Raw genomic sequence first — 25,505 nt, forward strand, 5'->3', positions numbered from 1 at the left:
CACACCAGGGAGCGGAATCGACCATGGCGGACACGGCAGTGGGCACCACCGGACCGGCCGGGGACGAGGCACGGCTCCGGGAGTATCTGACCCGGGTCGTCACCGAGTTGCACCAGACCCGCCAGCGGCTGCGCGAGGTCACCGCCGAGGAGTCCGAGCCGGTGGCGGTGGTGGCGATGAGCTGCCGCTACCCCGGCGGGATCAGCTCGCCGGAGGAGCTGTGGCGGTTCGTCGCGGACGGCGGCGACGCCATCGGCGACTTCCCCGCCGACCGGGGCTGGAACCTCGACCTGCTGCACCACCCCGACCCGGAGAACGCCGGCACCTCCTACACCGCGGCCGGCGGCTTCCTGGCCGACGCCGGGCAGTTCGACGCCGCGCTGTTCGGCGTCTCGCCCCGCGAGGCGGTCGCCATGGACCCGCAGCAGCGGCTGCTGCTGGAGGTCACCTGGGAGCTGTTCGAACGCGCCGGCCTGGCCCCGCTGTCGCTGCGCGGCAGCCGCACCGGCGTCTTCGTCGGCACGTCCGGCCAGGACTACGCCGCCGTGCTGCACCGCGCGCCGAACGCCGAGGGGTACGTGCTCACCGGCACCGCCGCCAGCGTGGTCTCCGGCCGGCTCGCCTACACGTTCGGGCTGGAGGGCCCGGCGATCACGGTGGACACCGCCTGCTCGTCCTCGTCCGTCGCGGTGCACCTCGCCTGTCAGGCGCTGCGGGAACGCGAGTGCGGGCTCGCGGTGGCCGGCGGCGCCACCGTGATGGCCACGCCCGGCCCGTTCGTGGAGTTCTCCCGGCAGCGCGGGCTGGCCGCCGACGGCCGGTGCAAGTCGTTCGCCGCCGCCGCCGACGGCACCGGCTGGGCCGAGGGCGTCGGCGTGCTGCTGCTGGAACGGCTCAGCGACGCCCGCCGCAACGGCCACCCGGTGCTGGCCGTCATCCGCAGCTCGGCGGTCAACCAGGACGGCGCGAGCAACGGCCTCACCGCCCCCAACGGCCCGTCCCAGCAGCGCGTCATCCGGGCCGCGCTGGCCGGCGCGAAGCTCACCCCCGACCTGGTCGACGTGGTGGAGGCGCACGGCACCGGCACCACGCTGGGTGACCCGATCGAGGCGCAGGCGCTGCTCGCCACGTACGGGCAGGACCGGCCCGCCGACCGGCCGCTGCTGCTCGGCTCGATCAAGTCGAACCTCGGGCACGCGCAGGCCGCCGCCGGCATCGCCGGGATCATCAAGATGATCCACGCCATGCGGCACGGGATCGTCCCGGCCACGCTGCACGTCGACGAACCCACCCCGCACGTCGACTGGACCGCCGGCGCGGTCCGGCTGGTCACCGAGCCGACGCCGTGGCCGGCCGTGGACCGGCCCCGCCGGGCCGCCGTCTCCTCGTTCGGCATGAGCGGCACCAACACCCACATCGTGCTGGAACAACCCGCCGAGGAACCGGCGGCCCCGGCCACGCCGGCCGACCGGACCGGACCGGTGCTGCTCACCGGCCGCACCCGTACCGCGCTGCGCCAGCAGGCCGAACGCTGGTCCCGGCGGCTCGCCGCCGAGCCGGGCCTCGCGCCCGCCGACGTGGCCTGGACGTCGGTGGTGTCCCGCTCGCCGCTGGAGCACCGCGCCGTGGTGCTCGCCGCCGACCGGGACGAGCTGACCGCCGCGCTGGACGCGCTCGCCGACGACCGGTCCGCCCCGCCGCTGGTCACCGGCGCCGCCGGCCAGCCCGGCGAGGTCGCGTTCGTCTTCCCCGGCCAGGGCTCGCAGTGGATCGGCATGGCCGCCGGGCTGCTCGACACCGCGCCGGTGTTCGCGGCGAAGCTCACCGCCTGCGCCGAGGCGCTGCGCCCGTACGTCGACTGGTCGCTGCTCGACGTGCTGCGCGGCGCGCCGGACGCGCCGTCGCTGGACCGGGTGGACGTGGTGCAGCCGGCGCTGTTCGCGGTCGGCGTGTCCCTGGCCGCGCTGTGGCAGTCCTACGGCGTGCAGCCGTCCGCGGTGATCGGCCACTCGCAGGGCGAGATCGCCGCCGCGTACGTCGCCGGCGGCCTGACCCTGGACGACGCCGCCGCCGTGGTGGCGCTGCGCAGCCGGGTCATCGCGGAGCTGGCCGGCGACGGCGGCATGGTGTCCGTGGCGACCACCGCCGACGAGGCGACCGAGACGATCACCCGCTGGGCCGGGCGGATCTCCCTCGCGGCGGTCAACGGCCCGACCGCGGTGGTGGTCTCCGGCGACGTCGCCGCGCTGGACGAGCTGGTCGCCCACTACGAGGCCCGGGACGTCCGGGTACGCCGGGTGCCGGTGGACTACGCCTCGCACTCCGCGCACGTCGAGCCACTCCGCGACCAGCTCCTGGCCCGGCTCGCCGAGGTGACCCCGCGCAGTGGCACGGTCCGGTTCCGCTCCACCGTCACCGGCGACTGGCTGGACACCGCCGGCCTCGACGCCGACTACTGGTACCGCAACCTGCGCCAGACGGTCCACTTCGACGACGCGGTCCGCCGCCTCGTCGACGCCGGCTACCGCACGTTCGTCGAGGTCAGCGCGCACCCGGTGCTCACCATGGCGGTGCAGGACAGCGCCGAGGCCGCCGGCGGTCCGGACGCCGCCACCGTCACCGGCACGCTGCGCCGGGACGAGGGCGGCCTGGACCGGTTCCACCGGTCCGTCGCGGCGCTGCACGTCGCCGGCACGACGGTGGACTGGCAGCCCGCGTTCGCCGGCCGGCCCGGTCGCCTGGTCGACCTGCCCACCTACCCGTTCCAGCGGCAGCACTACTGGGTGCCCGCCGACGAGCCGGCCGTCCCGGCCGCCGGCGCCGCCCTGCTCGACCACCGGTTCTGGGACGCCGTCGACCGCGCCGACCTGGACGCGCTGCGCGACACCCTGGCCGTCGACGACGCCGAGGCGGCCGAGTCGCTGCGGACGCTGCTGCCCGTGCTCGCCGGCTGGCGACGCCGGCAGCAACAGCACGACCAGCTCGACGGCTGGCGCTACCGGATCGAGTGGCAGGCCGCGCCCGAACCGGCCACCGCCGCGCTCGGCGGCACCTGGCTGCTGGCGGTGCCGACCGGCCTCGATGACGACCCGGCGGTGGCCGCCGTCCGCGCCGCGCTCACCGCCGCCGGCGCCGACGTGCGCCCGCTGACCGTGGCACCCGACGCCGACCGGCCCGCGCTCGCCGCCGCGCTCACCGACGCCGCGCGGGTCGACGCCACGGATGCCGACGCCACGGATGCCGACGCCACGGATGCCGACGCCACGGATGTCGACCTCACCGACGCCGACGCCGACGCCGGCCGCGACGGCCGCGTCGACGTCGGCGGGGTGGTCTCGCTGCTGTCCTGGGCACCCGGCATCGACCCGGACCCGCTCCTGCCCGGCCTGGCCGCCACGCTCGCGCTCACCCAGGCGCTCGGCGACACCGGCCTGGCCGCGCCGCTGTGGCTGGTGACCCGCAACGCGGTGGCCGCCACCGCGTACGACCGGGGCACCGACCCGGCCCAGGGCGCGGTCTGGGGGCTGGGCCGGGTGGCCGGCGTGGAGGCCCCGCACCGCTGGGGCGGCCTCGTCGACCTGCCCGCCGAGCCCGACGCGCGCGCCGCCGGCCGGCTCGCCGCACTGCTCGCCGAGCCGGCCGGCGAGGACCAGCTCGCCGTGCGCGGCCCCGGCGTCCTGCGCCGCCGCCTGGTCCGCGCGCCGATCGGCGACCGCCCCCCGGTACGCCACTTCACGCCCACCGGAACCGTGCTGGTCACCGGCGGCACCGGCGGGCTCGGCGCGCGCGCCGCCCGCTGGCTCGCCGACGCCGGCACCGCACACGTGGTGCTGGTCAGCCGGCGCGGCCCGGACGCGCCCGGTGCGGCCGAGCTGGCCGCCGAGCTGCGCGAGCGGGGCGCCCGCGTCACGGTCGCCGCCTGCGACCTCGCCGACCGGGCCGCCGTCGCCGCGCTTGTCGACCGGCTGCGCGCCGAGGGTCCACCGATCCGCGCCGTCCTGCACACCGCCGGCCTGCCGCAGACCACCCCGCTGGACGCCGTCACCGCCGCCGAGCTGGCCGAGGTGACCGCCGGCAAGGTGGCCGGCGCGGCCCACCTGCACGACCTGCTCGCCGACGACGAGCTGGACGCGTTCGTCGTCTACTCGTCCATCGCCGCCACCTGGGGCAGCGCCGGGCAGGCCGGCTACGCGGCCGGCAACGCCTACCTGGACACGCTGGCGCAGCGGCGACGCGCCGACGGGCTGGCCGGCACCGCCATCGCCTGGGGTTCGTGGGGCGAGGGCGGCATGCACGTGGCCGACTCCGACCGGGCGCTGCGCCGCCGGGGCGTACCGCCGATGGACGCCGACGTCGCGATGAGCGCGCTGCGGCAGGCCCTCGACCACGACGACGTGACGCTCACGGTCGCCGACGTGGACTGGTCCCGGTTCGCGCCCGCGTACGCGTCCGCCCGGCGTCGGCCGCTGCTGGAGGGCGTACCGGAGGCGAAGGCCGCGCTCGACGGCGGCGCGCCGGCCGACGGCGACGCCGACGACGGACCGGCGGCGACGCTGCGGGCCCGGCTCGCCGGCCTGGACCCCGCCCGCCGCGAGGAGGCGCTGGCCGACCTGGTCCGGGAACTCGCCGCCGACGTGCTCGGCCACGCCGACGCCGCCGCGATTCCGGCCACCACCGCGTTCCGGGACCTCGGCTTCGACTCGCTGACCGCGGTGGAGCTGCGCAACCGGCTGGTCACCGCCACCGGCCAGCCGCTGCCCACCACGCTTGTCTTCGACCATCCCACGCCGGTGGCGCTGGCCCGGCTGCTGCGGGACACGCTGCTCGGCGCCGATCCGGCGCCCGCCGGGACCCCGGTCACCACCGTCGCGTCCGGCGAGGAGCCGGTGGCCGTGGTGGCGATGGCCTGCCGCTTCCCCGGCGGGGTCAGCGACCCGGACGCGTTGTGGCGGATCGTCGCCGACGGCGTGGACACGGTCGGCGACTTCCCCACCGACCGGGGTTGGGACCCGGACACGCTCGTCGACCCGGCGGCGGCGTCGGCCGGCACCACCTACACCGACCAGGGCGCGTTCGTGGCCGACGCCGGCCACTTCGACCCGGTGTTCTTCGGTATCTCGCCGCGCGAGGCCGCCGCCATGGACCCGCAGCAGCGGCTGCTGCTGGAGGCGAGCTGGGAGGCGATCGAGCGGGCCGGCGTGGTGCCGGAATCGCTGCGCGGCTCCCGGACCGGCGTGTTCGCCGGCACCAACGGGCAGGACTACCGCGCGTTGGTGCTGGTCGCCCCGGACGAGAGCTTCGGCGGCACCGACAACGCGGCAAGCGTGGTGTCCGGCCGGGTGTCGTACGCGCTGGGCCTGGAAGGACCGGCCGTGTCAGTGGACACCGGCTGCTCGTCGTCGCTCGTCGCGTTCCACCTGGCCGTGCAGGCGCTGCGCCGCGGCGAGTGCGACCTGGCGCTCACCGGCGGCGTGACAGTGATGGCGACACCCGGACTGTTCGTCGAGTTCTCCCGCCAGCGTGGACTGGCCGCCGACGGCCGGGTCAAGGCGTTCGCCGCCGGCGCCGACGGCACCGGCTGGGGCGAGGGCGTCGGCGTGCTGCTGCTGGAACGGCTCTCCGAGGCCCGCCGCAACGGTCACCCGGTGCTCGCCGTGGTGCGCGGCAGCGCGATCAACCAGGACGGCGCGTCGAACGGCCTGACCGCGCCGAACGGCCCGTCGCAGCAGCGGGTCATCCGGGCGGCGTTGGCGGACGCGGGACTGTCCACGTCGGACGTGGACGTGGTGGAGGCGCACGGCACCGGCACCACGCTGGGTGACCCGATCGAGGCGCAGGCGCTGCTCGCCACGTACGGGCAGGACCGGGCCGAGCCGCTGCTGCTCGGGTCGATCAAGTCGAACATCGGGCACACCCAGGCCGCGGCCGGCGTCGCCGGGATCATCAAGATGATCCTCGCGATGCGGCACGGCGTGGTGCCGCCGACGCTGCACGTGGACGAGCCGTCGCCGCACATCGACTGGTCGGCCGGCGCGGTGGAGCTGGTGACCGAGGCACGGGAGTGGCCGGCGGTGGACCGGCCGCGTCGGGCGGCGGTGTCGTCGTTCGGCATCTCCGGCACCAACGCCCACGTCGTCATCGAACAGGCCGACGAGCCCGACGCGCGGCCGGCGCCCGCCGCCCCGGGCCTGGTGGACGCCGACGTCCGGCTGTGGCCGGTGTCGGCCCGTACCCGGGCCGGCGTCGCCGCGCAGGCCGCCCGGCTCGCCGCCCACCTGCGCGCCGGCGGGCAGCTCGACCCGGCGGCGGTGGCCTGGTCCCTCGCCACCACCCGCTCGACGTTCGAGCACCGCGCCGCCGTGGTCGGCGCCACCGGCGACGAGCTGCTGACGGCGCTGGACGCGCTCGCGTCGGGCGCCCCGACGGGAAACGTGGTGTCGGGTTCGGTCGTCGAGCACGGTCCGGGTCCGGTGTTCGTGTTTCCGGGTCAGGGTGGTCAGTCGGTGCGGATGGCGGCCGGTCTGGTGGGCCGGTGTGCGCCGTTCGACGCGCGTCTTGCCGAGTGTCAGCGGGCGTTCGCGCCGTTCCTGGACGTGGATCTCGTGTCGGTGTTGACCGGTGACGACGACGCCTGGCTGGACCGGGTCGAGGTCTTGCAGCCGGTCCTGTTCGCGGTCGGTGTGTGTCTGGCCGAGGTGTGGCGGGCCGCCGGGGTTGAGCCGTCGTTGGTGATCGGTCATTCGCAGGGCGAGATGGCCGCCGCCTGTGTGGCCGGGGTGTTGTCGCTCGACGACGCGGCGAAGGCGGTGATCCTGCGGGCGCGGGCCCTGTCCACTCTCGCGGGTTCCGGCGGGATGTTGGCGGTGGACCTGCCCGCCGATGAGGTGCAGGCGCGGATCGAGGGTGTCGCGGGCACGGTGGTGGCGGTGCTCAACGGGCCGGGGCATGTGGTGGTGTCCGGGCCGCCCGAGACGCTCGCCGAGCTGCGTCAGCGCTGGGAGGGCGAGGGGGTGCGGGCGAAGCCGGTGCCGTTCAACTACGCCTCCCACAACCCGGCCGTGGAGCAGATCCGCGAGCGGATGCTCACCGACCTGGCGGGGCTGGACCCGCAGCCGGGTCAGGTCCGGATGGTGTCGACGGTGACCGGGGACTGGGCCGACCCCGAGAGCATGGACGGCGACTACTGGTACACGAATCTGCGGCAGCCGGTGCGGTTCGAGCAGGCGGTGCGGACCGCGCTCGGGGCTGGGCATCGCACGTTCGTGGAGGTGTCGGCGCATCCGGTGTTGAGCATGCCGGTGACCGCGATCCTCGACGACGCCGACACGGCGGGGCACACGTTGTCCACGCTGCGCCGGGGTGACGACGATCCGACCCGGCTGCTGACCAGCCTCGCGGTCGCGCACACCCTCGGCCTGCCCGTCGACCTGACCCGCGTCCTCGCCCCCGCGACCACCGTCGACCTGCCCACGTACGCGTTCGACCGGAAGCGGTACTGGCTCACCACCACCGCCCGACCCACCCACGACGTCGCCTCCGCCGGCCTCCAGGACGCCGGGCACCCGCTGCTCAGCGCCGCGCTGCCGGTCGCCGACGACCGGACCGTGGTGCTCACCGGACGGCTGTCCACGCGTACCCACCCGTGGCTCGCCGACCACGTCGTCGGCCGGACCGTCGTCGTCCCCGGCACCGCGCTCGCCGACATGGTGATCCGGGCCGGCGACGAGGTCGACGCCGGTCAGGTCGGCGACCTCACGCTGATCAGCCCGCTCGTGCTGCCCGCCACCGGCGCCGTCCAGGTGCAGGTACGCGTCGGCGCGCCCGGCGACGCCGGCGAACGGGCCGTCACGCTGCACTCCCGTCCCGCCGACGACGGCGACGCCGACTGGACCCGGCACGCCGAGGGTCTGCTGCTGCCGCAGCTTTCCGAACCCGAACCCGGGCCGGGGGAGTGGCCGCCGGCCGGCGCCGTCGAGGTCGACGCGGACCTGGACGCCTGGTACGCCCGCACCGCCGAGGCCGGCCTCACCTACGGGCCCGCGTTCCGCTGCCTGCACCGCGTCTGGCGGCACGGCGACGAGGTGTACGCCGAGGTGGCGCTGCCCGAGGCGCAGGCCGCCGACGCGTCCCGGTTCGGCCTGCACCCGGCGCTGTTCGACGCGGCCCTGCACGCCACCGGCCCCACCGCGCTGCTCGGCACGCCCGCCGAGGCCGGCAGCGGCTGGCTGCCGTTCACGCTCCGCGCGGTCACGCTGCACGCCCACGGGGCCACCCGGCTGCGGGTGACGATCCGCTCGCTCGGCCCGGACACGGTCGCCGTCACGCTCGCCGACCCGGCCGGCCGACCGGTCGCCACCGTCGGGTCGCTGACGTTCCGCCCGGTCGCCGCCGGCCAGGACGACGCCGCCGCCGCGCTGCGCCGCACCGCCGTGTTCCACCTGGACTGGACGCCGCTACCGGCCACCGACACCCCGGCCCCGACCCGCTGGGCGCTGCTCACCGACGACCGCACCGACCCGGCCGGCGCCGGCCTCGCCGACCCGGTCGGCGGCGATCAGGTCGGCGCGCCCGGCGGCGACCCCGCCGGGCTGGCCGGAGCGCTGACCGGAGCCGGTCACCGGGTGACCGTCCACCCCGACCTGGACGCGCTGCTCGCCGCCGTGGACGGCGACGACGACGTACCGGAGATCGTGGTCGACCTGCGCGGCGGCCCCGGCCCGGACCCGGAGCGGGTGGACGCGGACGCCCACTCCGCCGCCCGCGACACGCTCGCGCTGGTGCACCGGTGGCTGACCGAACCCCGCCTGGAGGCCGCCCGCCTGGTGCTCGCCACCCGGGGCGCGGTCGCCGCCGCGCCGGGCGAGGCCCCCCGCGACCCGGCCCGCGCCGCGGTGTGGGGGCTGGTCCGCTCCGCCCAGTCCGAACACCCCGGCCGGTTCACGCTGCTCGACCTGGACGACGCCGCCGCCACGCTCGACGCGGTGCCCGCCGCGCTCGCGTCCGGCGAACCGCAGCTCGCGCTCCGCGACGGCGCTGCCCTTACCCCCCGACTGGCCCGGGCCCGGGACACCGGCGTGCTGACGCCACCCGGCGACCGGCAGCCGTGGCGGCTCGACGTCACCGAGAAGGGCACGCTGGAGAACCTGGCGTTGCTGCCGGTGCCGGTCGAGGCCGGCGCGGTGCCGGCCGGGCACGTCGCGGTCGAGATGCGCGCGTCCGGCCTCAACTTCCGGGACGTGGTGCTGGCGCTCGGCATGGTCCCCGGCCAGGAGGTGCTCGGCAGCGAGGGCGCCGGCGTGGTCCGCGAGGTCGGCCCGGGCGTCACCGACCTGAAGCCCGGCGACCGGGTGATGGGCATCTTCGCCGGCTCGTTCGCCACCGTCGCGGTCACCGACCACCGCATGGTCACCCGCATCCCGGACGGCTGGTCGTACGCGGAGGCGGCCGGCGTGCCGGTGGTCTTCCTGACCGCCTGGTACGGGCTGGTCGAGCTGGGCCGGCTCACCGCCGGCGAGTCGGTGCTGGTGCACGCCGCCACCGGCGGCGTCGGCATGGCCGCCGTGCAGATCGCCCGGCACCTCGGCGCCGAGGTCTACGGCACGGCCAGTCCCGGCAAGTGGCCGGTGCTGCGCGCCACCGGCCTCGACGACGCGCACATCGCCTCCTCCCGCTCCCTGGACTTCGTCGACGAGTTCCGGGCCCGCCGCGCCGGGCTGGGCGTCGACGTGGTGCTCAACTCGCTCGCCGGCGCGTACGTGGACGCGTCGCTGCGGATGCTCGACAGCGGCGGCCGGTTCGTCGAGATGGGCAAGACCGACCCGCGTGATCCGGCCCGGGTCGCCGCCGACCACCCCGGCGTCAGCTATCAGGGCTTCGACCTGATGGCGGCCGGCCCGGCCGTCGTCGGGCGGATGCTGGCGGAGCTGATGGCGTTGTTCGCCGCCGGCACGCTGCGCCCGCTGCCGCGCCGCACCTGGGACGTCCGGCGCGCGCCCGAGGCGTTCCGCTTCCTCAGCCAGGCCCGGCACGTCGGCAAGCTCACGCTGACCATCCCGCCGACGCCCCGGCTCGACGGCACCGTCCTGGTCTCCGGCGCCACCGGCACGCTCGGCGCGCTGCTCTGCCGGCACCTGGTCGCCGCACACGGCGCCCGGCACCTGCTGCTGGTCAGCCGGCGCGGCCCGGACGCCGAGGGCGCCGACGAGCTGCTCGCCGACCTCAAGGCCGGCGGCGCGGAGGTGCAGCTCGTCGCCGCCGACCTGGCCGACCCGGAGGCGGTCGACGACGTGCTGTCCCTGGTGGACAAGCGGCACCCGCTGCGCGCCGTGGTGCACACCGCCGGCGTCGTCGACGACGCCACCGTCGAGAAGCTCACCCCGGAGCGGCTCGCCGCGGTGCTGCGCCCCAAGGTCGACGCGGCCTGGAACCTGCACCGCGCCACCCGCGACCACGAGCTGACCGCGTTCGTGCTCTACTCCGCCGCCGCCGGCCTGATGGGCGGTCCGGGCCAGGGCAACTACGCGGCCGGCAACGCGTTCCTCGACGCCCTCGCCGAGCACCGGCGCGCGTCCGGCCTGCCGGCGGTCTCCCTGGTCTGGGGCCTGTGGGCCACCGCCAGCGGGATCACCGGCCACCTGGGCGCGGTCGACCGGCGGCGGCTGGAACGCAGCGGCCTGGTGGCGCTCACCGACCACGAGGCGCTGGCGTTGTTCGACGCCACCTGGCGTTCCGAACGACCCACGCTGATGCCCGCGAAGATCAGCACGCAGGGCACCGGCGGCCCGGTCCACCCGCTGCTCACCGCGCTGGTCCGCGTCGGCACGCGCCGCGGCGCGGTCACCGAGGCGGCCGGCGGTCCGGCGTACGCGGAGACGCTGCGCGGCCTGTCCGGCGAGAAACGCGAACGGGCGCTGCGGGACCTGGTGCTGGCGCACGTCGCCGTGGTGCTCGGCGTCGGCGACCCGGCCGGGGTGGAACCGGACCGCGCGTTCCGGGAACTCGGTTTCGACTCGCTCACCGCGGTCGAGCTGCGCAACCGGCTCGGCGCGGCCACCGGGCTGCGGCTGCCGGCCACGCTGGTCTTCGACAACCCGACGCCGGCCGCGCTCGCCGCCCACCTGGCCACCCGGATCGCCGTGCCCGACGGCGCGACCGACGCCTCCGGCGGTGTCGGCCGGGACCTCGACCGGCTGGAGGCGGCGCTGGCCGGGCTCGACCCGGACGACGAGGCGTTCCGCGGCATCACCGAGCGGCTGCACAGCCTGCTGGACCGGTTGACCGCGCGGGAGACGACCGCCGACGACGGCGACCTGGAGTCGGCCACCACCGAGAACATCTTCGACCTGATCGACCGCGAGCTGGAGACGTCTTGACCGCCGGCCGCGACGACATCGGTACGCCGAGTGAGGGTAGGACCACGGTGAACAGCGAGGACGAGAAGTACGTCGAGTACCTGAAGCGTACGACCTCGGAGCTGCGGCGCACCCGGCGGCGGCTGCGGGCGTTGGAGGCCCGTGACACCGAGCCGGTCGCGGTGGTGGCGATGACCTGCCGCTACCCGGGCGGCGTCGGCTCGCCCGAGCAGCTCTGGGAGCTGGTCCGCGACGGCCGCGACGGGATCGGCCCGTTCCCCGCCGACCGGGGCTGGGACCTCGACCGGCTGTTCCACAGCGACCCGGACCACCCGGGCACCAGCTACGTGCGGGAGGGCGGCTTCGTCTACGACGCCGGGGACTTCGACGCCGACCTGTTCGGCATCAGCCCCCGCGAGGCGGTCGCCATGGACCCGCAGCAGCGGCTGCTGCTGGAGGCGAGCTGGGAGGCGTTCGAACGGGCCGGGCTGCCGCTGCCGGCGGTGCGGGGCAGCCGCACCGGCGTGTTCGTCGGCGCCGCCGCGCACGGCTACGACGCGATCCTCGCCCAGGCCGGGCAGGACGCCGAGGGCCACTCGCTCACCGGCAACTCGACGAGCATCGTCTCCGGCCGGATCGCGTACACGCTCGGCCTGGAAGGGCCGGCGGTCACCATCGACACCGCCTGCTCCTCGTCGTCGGTGGCGATCCACCTGGCCGTGCAGGGCCTGCGCAACGGCGACTGCGAACTGGCGCTGGCCGGCGGCGTCACCGTGATGCCCACCCCGGCGGTGTTCGTCGGCTTCAGCCGCCAGCGCGGCCTGGCCGCCGACGGCCGGTGCAAGCCGTTCGCCGCCGCCGCCGACGGCACCGGCTGGTCCGAGGGCGTCGGCATGCTGCTGCTGGCCCGCCTCTCCGACGCGCAGAAGCACGGCTACCCGGTGCTCGCGGTGATCCGGGGCAGCGCGGTCAACCAGGACGGCGCGTCCAACGGGCTGAGCGCCCCGCACGGCCCGTCCCAGGTGCGCGTCATCCGGCAGGCGCTGGCCAACGCCCGGCTCACCCCCGAGCAGGTCGACGTGGTGGAGGCGCACGGCACCGGCACCACGCTCGGTGACCCGATCGAGGCGCAGGCGCTGCTCGCCACGTACGGGCAGGACCGGGAGACGCCGCTGCTGCTCGGCTCCGTGAAGTCGAACCTGGGCCACACCCAGGCCGCCGCCGGGGTGGCCGGCGTGATCAAGATGGTGCTGGCCGTCCGGCACGGCGTCGTCCCGCCCACGCTGCACGTCGACGCGCCCTCGCCGCACATCGACTGGACCGCCGGCGCGGTCACGCTCGCCACCGAGGCGATGCCGTGGCCGGCCACCGACCGGCCGCGCCGCGCCGCGGTGTCCTCGTTCGGCGTCTCCGGCACCAACGCGCACACCATCATCGAGCAGGCGCCCGAGCCGGAACCGGCCGAGGACGAGCCGACCGCGACCCCGACCACCCGGCCGGTGGCGCCGGTGCTGCTCTCCGCCCGGTCCGCCGACGCGCTCGCCGCCCAGGCCGGTCGCTGGGCGGCCTGGCTCGCCGCCGCACCCGACACGCGCCCGCTCGACGTCGCGTACGCCTCGGTGGTGTCCCGGTCCGTGCTCGACCACCGGGCGGTGGTCGCCGCCGCCGGCCCGGACGACCTGCTCGCCGCGTTGCGCGCGCTCGCCGCCGGCGAGCCGGCCGGCACCGTGCACACCGGAACCGGCACGCCCCGCGGCCAGCTCGCGGTGCTCTTCTCCGGGCAGGGCGCGCAGCGCGCCGGCATGGGCCGCGAGCTGTACGCGCAGTTCCCGGTGTTCGCCGCCGCGCTCGACGAGGTGTGCTCCTATCTGAACCGGGCGCTGCCCCGGCCGTTGAAGGAGGTGCTGTTCGACGACGGCGACCTGCTGGACCAGACCCAGTTCACCCAGGCCGGCCTGTTCGCGGTCGAGGTGGCGCTGTTCCGCCTCGTCGAGTCGTTCGGGCTGACGCCCGACCTGGTCGGCGGCCACTCCATCGGCGAGGTCACCGCCGCGCACGTGGCCGGCGTGCTGACGCTGGAGCACGCCGCCGCGCTGGTCGCCGCGCGGGGCCGGCTCATGCAGGCGCTGCCGGCCGGCGGCGCGATGCTCGCCGTGGCCGCGCCCGAGGCCGACGTCCGCGCCACGCTGACCGACCCGGACGAGCCGGTCGACGTCGCCGCCGTCAACGGCCCGGCCGCCGTGGTGCTCTCCGGCACGGCGGACGCCGTGGACCGGCTGGCGGGGCTCTGGCGGGACCGGGGCGTCCGCACCCGCCGGCTGACCGTCAGCCACGCGTTCCACAGCCCGCTGATGGAGCCGGTGCTGGCGCGCTTCCGGGCGGTGCTGGAGCGGCTGACGTTCGCCGCGCCGACGCTGCCGGTGGTGTCCAACGTGACAGGCGAGCTGGCCGACCCGGACGAGATCCGCACCGCCGACTACTGGGTGCGGCACGTCCGGGAGGCGGTCCGCCACGCCGACGGCGTGCACGCGCTGCGCGCCGCCGGCGCCGACACGTTCCTGGAACTCGGCCCCCGCGCCGTGCTCACCCCGCTGACCGCCGACATCCTGCCCGGCGAGCCGGTCCGTGCCGTCGCCGCGCAACGCGGCGACCGTCCCGAGGTCGAGGCGCTGCTGGCCGCGCTGGCCGAGCTGCACGTGCACGGCCACCCGGTCACCTGGACCGACTGGTTCGCCGGTACCGGCGCCCACCGGGTCGACCTGCCCACGTACGCGTTCCAGCGGGAGCGCTACTGGGCCGGTGACGGCACGGTCCGGCCGGACACCCGCCCGGACAGCGCGGACGGCGGATTCTGGGCCGCCGTGGAACGCGGCGACCTGCCGGCCGTGGCGTCCGAACTGGCCGTCCAGGACGACCCGGACGCGGTGGCCGCGCTCGGCCCGGCCGTGCCGGTGCTGTCGTCGTGGCGGCGTGCCCGGCAGCGCGACGCGGTGCTCGACGGCTGGTCGTACCGGGTCGAGTGGGAGGCGGTCCGTCCCGCGCCCGCCCCGACGCTGACCGGCCGCTGGCTGGTCGTCGCCGTCGACGACCCGGCGCCCTGGGCGGCGCCGCTCGCGGTGGCCGGCGCCGACGTCGACGTGCTCACCGTGCCCGCCGACACCGACCGTGGCGACCTGGCCGACCTGCTGCGCGGCCACGACGAGGCGGGCTGGCGGGGCGTGCTCTGCGTGCTGCCCGGCCCGGACGCGCCGCGACCCGACGCGCCCGCCGTGCCGGCCGGGACCGCGCTGCTGCTCACGCTGGTGCAGGCGCTCGCCGACACCGGCCGGGCCGGCCGGCTCTGGTGCGTCACCCGGGGCGCCGTCTCGGTGGGCGGCGGCGAACCGCTCACCGACCCGTACGCGGCGGCGGCCTGGGGCCTCGGCCGGACGGTCGCGCTGGAACAACCCGACCGCTGGGGCGGCCTCGTCGACCTGCCCGCCGACGCCACGCCGGAGCGGGTCGACGCCGACGCGCTGCGCGCGGTGCTCGCCGACGGCGGCCACGACGAGGTGGCCGTCCGGCCGCACGGCACGTTCGGCCGCCGGCTCGTCCCCGCCGCCGTCCCCGCCGGCCCCGGCTGGCGGCCGACCGGCACGGTGCTGGTCACCGGCGGCACCGGCGCGCTCGGCCGGCAGGTCACCCGCTGGCTGCTCGCCGCCGGCGCGACCGAGGTGGTGCTCGCGTCCCGGCGCGGCCCCGACGCGCCCGGCGCCGCCGACCTGGCCGCCGAGCTGCCCGGCGCCCGGGTGGTGCGCTGCGACGTCACCGACCCCGCCGCCGTCACCGCGCTGGTCGCCGACCTGCCCGCGCTGACCGCCGTGGTGCACACCGCCGGCGTCGTCGACGACGGCATCCTCGACGGCCTCGACCTGACCCGCCTGGCGGCCGTGCTGGACGGCAAGGTCCGCGCCGCCCGGGTGCTGCACGACGCCACCGCCGACCGCCGGCTCGACGCGTTCGTGTTGTTCTCCTCGCTGGCCGGCGTGATCGGCAGCGCCGGGCAGGGCAACTACGCGGCGGCCAACGCCTTCCTGGACGCGTTCGCCGCCTGGCGCCGCGACCTCGGGCTGCCGGCCACCGCGATCGCCTGGGGCGCCTGGTCCGCCGACGGCATGGCCGCCGCCAGCGCCGAGCTGACCGCGCGGCTGACCCGGGGCGGCGTCAACCCGCTGCCGGCCGAGCCGGCCGCCGCCGCGCTGGGCCGGATCGTCGGCGCCGCCGCGCCGGCCGTCACCGTCGCCGACGTCGACTGGGGACGCCTCGCCGCCGTACGCGGCCGGCCCGCACCGCTGCTCGCCGGCCTGCCCGGCGTGCCCACCGGACCCGCCGTGGTCGCCCCGGCGGTGGTGGTCGGCCGGTCCCTGCCGCAGCTCACCGAACTGGTCCGCACCCAGGCCGCGCTGGTGCTCGGCCACCCGGCCGGCCGGCCGCTGCCCGATCGCACGTTCCGCGACCTGGGCTTCGACTCGCTCACCGCGGTCGAGCTGCGCAACCGGCTCGCCGCCGAGACCGGCATGACGTTGCCCGCCACGCTGGTCTTCGACCACCCCACGGTCGCCGAACTCGCCGCTCACCTGCACGGCCGGGCCGACGACCACACCGGCGGCGCGGTCGTCGCCGCCGACGTCGACAGGCACCGCGAACCCGTCGCCATCGTGGCGATGAGCTGCCGCTTCCCCGGCGGTGTGGCCAGCCCCGAGCAGCTCTGGGACCTGGTCGCCGGTGGCACCGACGCGCTCTCGCCGATGCCCGAGGAACGCGGCTGGAACGTCGCCGAGCTGTACCACCCCGACCCCGAGCACCTCGGCACCAGCTACGTGCGGGAGGGCGGCTTCGTCGACTCCGCCGGCGAGTTCGACCCGGCGTTCTTCGGCATCAGCCCCCGTGAGGCGCTGGCCATGGACCCGCAGCAGCGGTTGCTGCTGGAGGCGAGCTGGGAGGCGTTCGAACGGGCCCGGTTCGACCCGGCCGCGCTGCGCGGCAGCCGCACCGGCGTCTACGTCGGCACCAACGGACAGGACTACGGCTCGCTGCTGCTGGCCTCCGGGGACGGCGACGAGAACTACCTCGCCACCGGCGTCTCCGCCAGCGTCATCTCCGGCCGGCTCGCGTACACCTTCGGGTTGCACGGCCCGGCTGTCACTGTCGACACCGCCTGCTCGGCGTCGCTTGTCGCGCTGCACCTCGCCGCGCAGGCGTTGCAGGCGGGGGAGTGCGACCTCGCGCTCGCCGGCGGCGCCACGGTGATGGCCACGCCCGGCATCTTCGTCGGTTTCTCCCGGCAGCGCGGCCTGGCCGCCGACGGCCGGTGCAAGCCGTTCGCGGGCGCCGCCGACGGCACCGGCTGGGGTGAGGGCGTCGGCCTGCTGGTGCTCCAGCGGCTCTCCGACGCCCGCCGCGACGGCAACCCGGTCCTCGCCGTGGTACGCGGCAGCGCGGTCAACTCCGACGGCGCGTCCAACGGGCTCACCGCCCCCAACGGGCCGGCCCAGCAGCGGGTCATCCGGCAGGCCCTGGCGAACGCCGGGCTCGCCCCCGACCAGGTCGACGCCGTCGAGGCGCACGGCACCGGCACCACGCTCGGCGACCCGATCGAGGCGCAGGCGCTGATCGCCACCTACGGTCAGGCCCGCGACGCCGACCGGCCGCTCTGGCTCGGCTCGGTCAAGTCGAACCTGGGCCACACCCAGGCCGCCGCCGGTGTGGCCGGCGTGATCAAGATGGTGCTGGCGCTGCGCCACGGCGTGCTGCCGCCCACCCTGCACGTCGACGAGCCCACCCCGCACGTCGACTGGTCCGCCGGCACGGTCGCGCTGCTCACCGAGGCCCGCCCCTGGCCGGACGGCGACCGGCCCCGCCGGGCCGGCGTCTCCTCGTTCGGCATCAGCGGCACCAACGTGCACACCATCCTGGAGCAGGCGCCGCCGGAGGAGACCGCGTCGGACGACGACGCCGCGCCGGCCGGGGAGCTGCCCTGGGCGCTGTCCGGGCGGAGCGCCGCCGCGCTCGCCGCCCGCGCCCGCGACCTGCGGGCGCACCTCGACGCCGTGCCGGACGCCGCGCTGCCCGACCTGGCCTGGTCGCTGGCCACCACCCGCAGCGCCCACGAGCACCGCGCGGTGGTGCTCGCCGCCGGCCGCGACGACCTGACCGCCGCGCTGGGCGCGCTCGCCGACGGCCGTCCCGCGCCGGACTCCGTGACCCGCGCCCCCGGTACGCCGGGCGACGTGGTCTTCGTCTTCCCCGGTCAGGGTTCGCAGTGGACCGGCATGGCCGCCGAGCTGCTCGACACCGCCCCGGTGTTCGCCGAGACGTTCGCCGCCTGCGCGGCGGCGCTGCGCCCGCACGTCGACTGGTCGTTGACCGACGTGGTGCGCGGCGTGCCCGGCGCGCCGTCGCTGGAGCGGGTGGACGTGGTGCAGCCGGCGCTGTTCGCGGTCGGCGTGTCCCTGGCCGCGCTGTGGCGCTCCTACGGCGTCCACCCGTCGGCCGTGGTCGGCCACTCCCAGGGCGAGATCGCCGCCGCGTACGTCGCCGGTGGGCTCAGCCTGGACGACGCCGCCGCCGTGGTGGCGCTGCGCAGCCGGATCATCGCCGGCATCGCCGGTGACGGCGGCATGGTCTCGGTCGCCACCACCGCCGACGAGGTCACCGCGACGATCAGCCGCTGGGACGGCCGGGTCTCGCTCGCCGCGATCAACGGCCCGACCGCCGTGGTGGTCTCCGGCGACTCCGCCGCGCTCGACGAGCTGGTCGCCCACTACCAGGGGCGGGACGTGCGGGTGCGCCGGGTGCCGGTGGACTACGCCTCCCACTCGGCGCACGTCGAACCGCTGCGCGAGCGGCTGCGCGAGCTGCTCGCCGGCCTGCGCCCGCGTACCGGCGAGATCCGGTTCCGGTCCACCGTGACCGGCGAGTGGACGGACACCGCCGGCCTGGACGCCGACTACTGGTACCGCAACCTGCGGCAGACGGTCGGCTTCGACGCCGCCGTCCGCGACCTCGCCGCCACCGGCCACCAGACGTTCGTCGAGGTCAGCGCGCACCCGGTGCTCACCATGGCGATGCAGGAGAGCGTCGAGTCGGCCGCCGCCGACCCGGCCGCGGTCACCGTGACCGGCACGCTGCGCCGCGACGAGGGCGGCCTGGCCCGCTTCCACCGCGCGGTCGCCGAGGTGTACGCCGGTGGCGCCGCCGTCGACTGGCGGCCCGCGTTCGCCGGCCGCCCCACCCGCCGGCTCGACCTGCCCACGTACCCGTTCCAGCGGCAGCTCTACTGGCCGCGCCCGGCCGCCGCCGCGACCACCGGGACCACGGCCGGCACGGTCGAGGTGGACGAGGTCGACGCCCGGTTCTGGGCGGCCGTCGAGACCGAGGACCCGGCCGTGGTCGGCGCCGAGCTGGCCGACGTCGCCGAGGTGTCCGAGGACGCCCTCACCGCGCTGCTGCCCGCGCTCGCCGCCTGGCGTCGCCGCCACCGCGACCAGGCCACCATCGACTCATGGCGCTACCGCGACGGGTGGCTTCCGGTCGCCCCCGACGGCTCGGCCGCGCCGACCCTCACCGGCGCCTGGTGGCTGGTCACCGCCGCCGGGGCCGACGCGGATGCCCCCGCCGACGCCGCGGTCGGCTTCGTCGCGGACGCGTTGCGTCGGCACGGCGCCACCGTCGTCGAGATCGCGCTGACCGGCGCGCCCGACCGGGACGCGCTCACCGACCGGCTGCGCGACACGCACCGGGACACGCCGCCCGCCGGTGTGGTGTCGCTCCTGCCGCTCGACGAGACGCCGCTGCCCGGCCACCCGCACGTGCCGGCCGGGTTCGCCGGCACCGTCACGCTCACCCAGGCGCTCGGCGACGCCGGCGTCCGCGCGCCGCTGTGGACGCTCACCCGGGGCGCGGTCGCCACCGGCCCCGGCGACCCGCTGACCCACCCGACGCAGCAGCTCGCCTGGGGCTTCGGCCGGATCGCCGCGCTGGAACACCCGGACCGCTGGGGCGGCCTGATCGACCTGCCCGACAGCCCTGACGACCGCAGCGCCGTCCGGCTCGCCCGCGTCCTCGCCGGCGCCGACGGGGAGGACCAGGTCGCGCTGCGCCCCACCGGCGCGTACGGGCGGCGGCTGCGGCGCGCCCCGCTCGGCGACACCCCCGCCCCGCGCGACTGGCGCCCCACCGGCACCGCGCTGGTCACCGGCGGCACCGGCGCGCTCGGCGGGCACGTGGCCCGCTGGCTCGCCGCCAACGGCGTCGACCACCTGGTGCTGCTGAGCCGGCGCGGCCGGTCCGGCGACGGCGTCGCCGCGCTGGAGGCCGAGCTGACCGCGTCGGGCACCCGGGTCACGGTGGCGGCCTGCGACGCCGCCGACCGGGACGCGCTCGCCGCCGTGCTGGCCGACGTGCCCGCCGAGCATCCCCTCCGCACCGTCGTGCACACCGCCGCCGTGCTCGACGACGCGGTGATCGGCGCGCTCACCCTCGACCAGCTCGACCACGCGCTCGCCGCCAAGGTCACCGCCGCGGTCAACCTGCACGAGCTGACCCGCGACCTCGACCTCGACGCGTTCGTGCTGTTCTCCGCGATGGCCGGCACGGTCGGCAGCTCCGGCGTCGGCAACTACGCCCCCGGCAACGCCTACCTCAACGCGCTCGCCGAACACCGCCGCGACCTCGGCCTGCCGGCCACCTCCATCGCCTGGGGCGCCTGGGGCGGCGGCGGCATGGCCGACGGCGAGTTCGGCCGGATGCTGCACCGGCACGGCGCGCCCGAGATGTCGCCCCGGCTCGCGATCGCCGCGCTGCACCAGGCGCTCGCCCACGACGAGACGTTCCTGACCATCTCCAACATCGCCTGGGACCGGTTCCGGGTCGCGCTCACCGCCACCCGCCCGGCCCCGCTGATCGCCGAGATCCCCGAGGTGCGGCGGCTCGCCGCCGAACGGGAACCGGAGGAGACCACCGAGGTCGAGCCGGTCGGCGCGTTCGCCCGGATGGCGTCCGCGCAGCGCCGGCAGGCGCTGCTCGACCTGGTCCGCGACCAGGCGGCCACGGTCCTGAAGTACGACGGCGGCCAGGCCGTCGACCCGCACCACGCGTTCCGGGACCTCGGCTTCGACTCGGTCACCGCGGTCGAGCTGCGCAACCGGCTCGGCACCGCCACCGGGCTGCGCCTGCCGGTCACGCTGGTCTTCGACTACCCGACCGCCACCGTGCTGGCCCGCCACCTCGACGAGGAGCTGGGCGGCGGCGCCGAGGCCGAGGCGGTCGCCGGCCCCGCGCCGCTGGCCGACGACGAGCCGATCGCGGTCGTCGCCATGTCCTGCCGGTTCCCGGGCGGCGTCACCGACCCGGAGCGGTTCTGGCAGTTGCTGCACGCCGGCCGGGACGCCGTCTCGGACCTGCCCGGCGACCGCGGCTGGGACGTCGACCGGCTCTACGACCCCGACCCCTACTCCGCCGGCACCTCCTACGTCCGCACCGGCGCGTTCCTCTACGACGTGGCCGACTTCGACGCCGGGTTCTTCGGCATCTCACCGCGTGAGGCCGTGGCCATGGACCCGCAGCAGCGCCTGCTGCTGGAGACGTCGTGGGAGGCCATCGAGCGGGCAGGGGTTGACCCGGGTGGTTTGCGGGGTTCACGAACAGGGGTGTTCGTCGGCACGAACGGACAGGACTATGGGGCCCTGTTGATGGTGTCCGCGGACGAGGTCGAAGGGTTCGCGAGCACCGGGAACGCGGCGAGCGTGGTCTCGGGGCGGGTGGCGTACGTGTTGGGGTTGGAAGGACCTGCGGTCTCGGTGGACACGGCGTGTTCGTCGTCGCTGGTCGCGCTGCACCTGGCGGCGGCCGCGCTGCAACGCGGCGAGTGCGACCTGGCGCTCGCCGGTGGCGTGACCGTCATGTCGACCCCGGGGCTGTTCGTCGAGTTCTCCCGCCAGCGCGGCCTCGCCGCCGACGGGCGGTGCAAGGCGTTCGCCGCCGCCGCCGACGGCACCGGATGGGGGGAGGGCGTGGGGATGCTCCTGGTCGAACGGCTCTCCGACGCCCGCCGCAACGGGCATCCGGTGCTCGCCGTGCTGCGTGGCAGCGCGGTCAACCAGGACGGCGCGTCCAACGGGCTGACGGCCCCGAACGGCCCGTCGCAGCAGCGGGTGATCCGGGCGGCGCTGGCCGCCGCGCGGCTGTCCCCGGCCGACGTGGACGTGGTGGAGGCGCACGGCACCGGCACCACGCTGGGTGACCCGATCGAGGCGCAGGCGCTCATCGCCACCTACGGGCAGGGCCGCGCCGACGTCGAACCGCTGCTGCTCGGCTCGGTGAAGTCGAACATCGGCCACACCCAGGCCGCCGCCGGCGTCGCCGGCGTGATCAAGATGATCCTGGCCATGCGGGCCGGGGTGGTCCCGATGACGTTGCACGTGGACGCGCCCTCGCCACACATCGACTGGTCGGCCGGCGCGGTGGAGCTGGTCACCGAGAACCGGCCCTGGCCGGGCAGCGGGTCCGGCCGTCGGGCGGCGGTGTCCTCGTTCGGCATCTCCGGCACCAACGCGCACGTCATCCTCGAACTGCCCGACGAGCCGTCCACCGAGGCGGACGCCGTCCGGCCCGGCCTGCTGGACGCCGCCGTCACCGCCTGGCCGGTGTCGGCGCGGACCCGCGACGGGCTCGCCCGGCAGGCCCAGCGGCTGTCCCGGCACCTGCGCGCCGACCCGGCCGACCCCGCCGTGGTGGCCTGGTCGCTGGCCACCACCCGGTCGGCGTTCGACCAGCGGGCCGTGGTGCTCGGCTCGTCGGCCGAGGAACTGCTGTCCGGTCTGGACGCGCTCGCGTCCGGCGCGCCCGCCGGCAACCTGGTGGCCGGCGCGGTCGCCGGGCACGGTGCCGGTCCGGTGTTCGTGTTCCCGGGTCAGGGCGCGCAGTCGGCGCGGATGGCGGCGGGTCTGGTCGGTCGGTGCGTGCCGTTCGACGCGGCGTTGGCCGAGTGTCAGGTGGCCCTCTCTCCTTACCTCGACGTCGATCTGGTGTCGGTGTTGACCGGTGACGACGAGTCGTGGTTGGACCGGGTCGAGGTGGTGCAGCCGGTGCTGTGGGCGGTGGGTGTCGCCCTGGCTGCCGTGTGGCGGCACGTCGGGGTCGTGCCGCAGGCGGTGGTCGGTCACTCGCAGGGTGAGATCGGCGCCGCGTGTGTGGCGGGGATCCTGTCCCTGGACGACGCGGCGAAGACGGTGGCGTTGCGGTCCCGGGCGCTGTCCGCGTTGCGCGGCACCGGCACGATGGCGTCGGTCGACCTGTCCGCCGACGAGGTGACCGCCCGGCTGGGTGGCTTCGCCGGTGTCGGGGTGGCGGCGGTCAACGGCCCGGCGACGGTGGTGGTGTCGGGTCCGCCGCAGGCGGTCGCGGATCTGGTCGAGTCGTGTCAGGCCGACGGCATCCGGGCCCGGCTGATCCCGGTCGACTACGCCTCGCACTCCGCCGCTGTGGAGGACGTCGCGCAGCAGCTCCGCACCGACCTGGCCGGCGTGACGCCGCAGCCCGGTCACACCCGGCTGGTGTCCACGTTGACCGGGGAGTGGGTGGACCCGGCGACGATGACGGCCGACTACTGGTACGACAACCTGCGGCAGACCGTCCGGTTCGACACCGCCGTGCGTACGGCGGTCGGGGCGGGTCACACGACGTTCGTGGAGATCAGTCCGCATCCGGTGCTGACCATGCCGGTGACGGCGATCCTGGACGACCTCGGCACCGCCGGGCACACGTTGTCCACGCTGCGGCGGGGTGAGGACGACCCGACCCGGCTGCTGACCAACCTGGCCACCGCGTACAGCGTCGGCCTGCCCGTCGACCTGACCAGCGTGCTCGCCGGCACGGACACCGTCGCGCTGCCCACCTACGCGTTCGACCGGGCCCGCTACTGGCCCCGCGCCAGCCTCGACGCGCCCGCCGCCGGGGAGAGCCCGACCGGCGCCGACGCCGCCTTCTGGGCCGCCGTCGACAACGAGGACCTCGCGGCGCTCGCCGACCTCACCGCCGCCGACGCCGCCGAATCCCTCGACCGCCTCGGGGCGGCCCTGCCGCTGCTCGCCGACTGGCGCCGCCGGCAACGCGACCGGTCCACGCTCGACGACCTGCGCTACCGCGCCGTCTGGCAGCCGTACGGCGGAATTCCGGTCGGCTACCTCACCGGCGTCTGGTGGGTCGTCGCCGACGAGGCCGGCACCACCGAGGCGGAGACGGCGGTGGCCGAACTGACCCGGCGCGGCGCGGACGCCCGGCTCGTGCTGCTGCCCGCCGACGACACCGACCGCGCCGCCGTCGCCGCCCGGCTCACCGCCGCCGGCCCCGACCCGGCCGACCGGGTGCTCTCCCTGCTCGCGCTCGCCGACGGCCCGGTCGACGCCACCGAGCCGGTGCCGCCGTTCCTGGCCCGCTCGCTGGCGCTGATCCAGGCGCTCGGGGACCTCGACGTGGCCGCGCCGCTGTGGTGCGTCACCCGGGGCGCCGCCGGCACCACCCGCGACGGCGGCGCCGGCCGGCCCGAACAGGCCCTGCTCTGGGGTCTCGGCCGGGTCGTCGCGCTGGAACACCCGGAACGCTGGGGCGGCCTGGTCGACGTGCCGGCCACGCTCGACGACCACGGCTGGGACCTGCTCTGCGCCGCGCTCACCGGCCCCGACGGGGAGGACCAGCTCGCCGTCGACGGCGTCACGCTGCTGGTCCGCCGGCTCGTCCGGGCGCCCGGCGGCGGCGTCGACCCCGCACCCGACCACGCCGGCACCACGCTGGTCACCGGCGGCACCGGCGCGCTCGGCGGGCAGGTGGCCCGCTGGCTCGCCGACCGGGGCGCGACGCACCTGATGCTGGTCAGCCGCCGCGGCGCCGACGCGCCCGGCGCCGCCGACCTGGTCCGGGACCTCACCGACCGGGGTGCCCGGGTCACGGTCGCCGCCTGCGACGTGGCCGACCGGGCCGCGCTCGCCAAGCTCCTCGACGAGGTGCCCGCCGACGCGCCGCTGACCGGTGTCGTGCACACCGCCGGCATCCTCGACGACGGGGTCCTCGACGGCCTCACCGCCGACCGGATCGCCGACGTGCTGCGACCCAAGGTGCTCGGCGCGCTGCACCTGCACGAGCTGACCGCCGAGAAGGACCTGCGCGCCTTCGTGCTGTTCTCCGCGCTGCCCGGCCAGCTCGGCGTCGCCGGGCAGGGCAGCTACGCCGCCGCGAACGCCTACCTCGACGCGTTGGCCGAGCAGCGGCACCGGCGGGGCCTGCCGGCCACCTCCGTCGCCTGGGGACCCTGGGCCACCGGCGGCATGGCCGACGCCGACCCCGCCGTGGCCGAACGCCGGCGGCGCAGCGGCGTCGCCCGGCTCGACAGCGACCTCGCGCTCGCCGCGCTCGCCGGCTGCCTCGCCCGCCGCGAACCGGTCACCGTGGTCGCCGGCATCGACTGGGCCCGGTACGTGCCCGGTTTCACCGCGGTCCGGCCCAGCCCGCTGCTCACCGGCATCCCGGAGGCGCTCCGCGCCACCGCCGAGCGCGCCGACGACGCCGGCCCCACCGCCGAGTCGCTCGCCGCCCTGCTCGCCGGGCAGAGCGAGGCGGAACGCCGCAAGACGCTGCTCGACCTCGTCCGGGGCCAGGCGGCGGCGGTGCTCGGACACGCCTCGGACGCCGCCGTCGAACCCGACCGGGCGTTCCGGGACCTCGGCTTCGACTCGCTGACCGCGGTGGAGCTGCGCAACCGGCTCACCGCCGCCACCGGCGTCCGGCTGCCCGCCACGGTGGTGTTCGACTACCCGACCGCCGCGCTGCTCGCCGACTACGTCCGCGCCGCCGTCGTGGACGGGGGAGTGGCCGCCGCCGCGCCGGTCTTCGGCGAACTGGAGCGGCTGGAGGCGGCGCTGTCCGGCGCCGCCCCCGACCGGGGCGCGCGGCTGCGGATCACCGAACGGCTCCGGACGCTGCTGGCCTCGCTCAACGAGGTGGACGCCCCGGCGGACGGCGACGGCGTCGCCGGCAAGCTCCAGGACGCCACCCCGGACGAGGTCTTCGACTTCATCGACCGCGAGCTGGGGGTGTCCTGACGTGACCACTGCCGGCTCG

Annotated in this window: 2 protein-coding genes; both read left to right on the top strand. The window is 76.7% G+C overall.

Translation table 11 applies throughout. From position 1 onward, the window contains the following. The first annotated feature begins 38 nt into the window (after positions 1 to 38). Positions 39 to 11,372 carry a type I polyketide synthase gene (locus ACLQ2W_RS21065; protein ID WP_425788480.1) on the top strand — a complete coding sequence of 3,778 codons (11,334 nt, stop codon included), beginning with the start codon at positions 39 to 41 and terminating at the stop codon, positions 11,370 to 11,372. Beyond that, the gene (locus ACLQ2W_RS21070; RefSeq protein ID WP_425787888.1) at positions 11,369 to 25,486 is read left to right on the top strand and encodes a type I polyketide synthase; all 14,118 of its coding nucleotides are present in this window, start codon (positions 11,369 to 11,371) and stop codon (positions 25,484 to 25,486) included. The genes ACLQ2W_RS21065 and ACLQ2W_RS21070 overlap by 4 nt, the downstream gene beginning before the upstream one ends. Positions 25,487 to 25,505 lie beyond the last annotated feature (19 nt).

Origin of the sequence: Micromonospora sp. DT227, from assembly GCF_049841835.1 — a bacterium.
Classification (GTDB): Bacteria; Actinomycetota; Actinomycetes; order Mycobacteriales; family Micromonosporaceae; genus Micromonospora.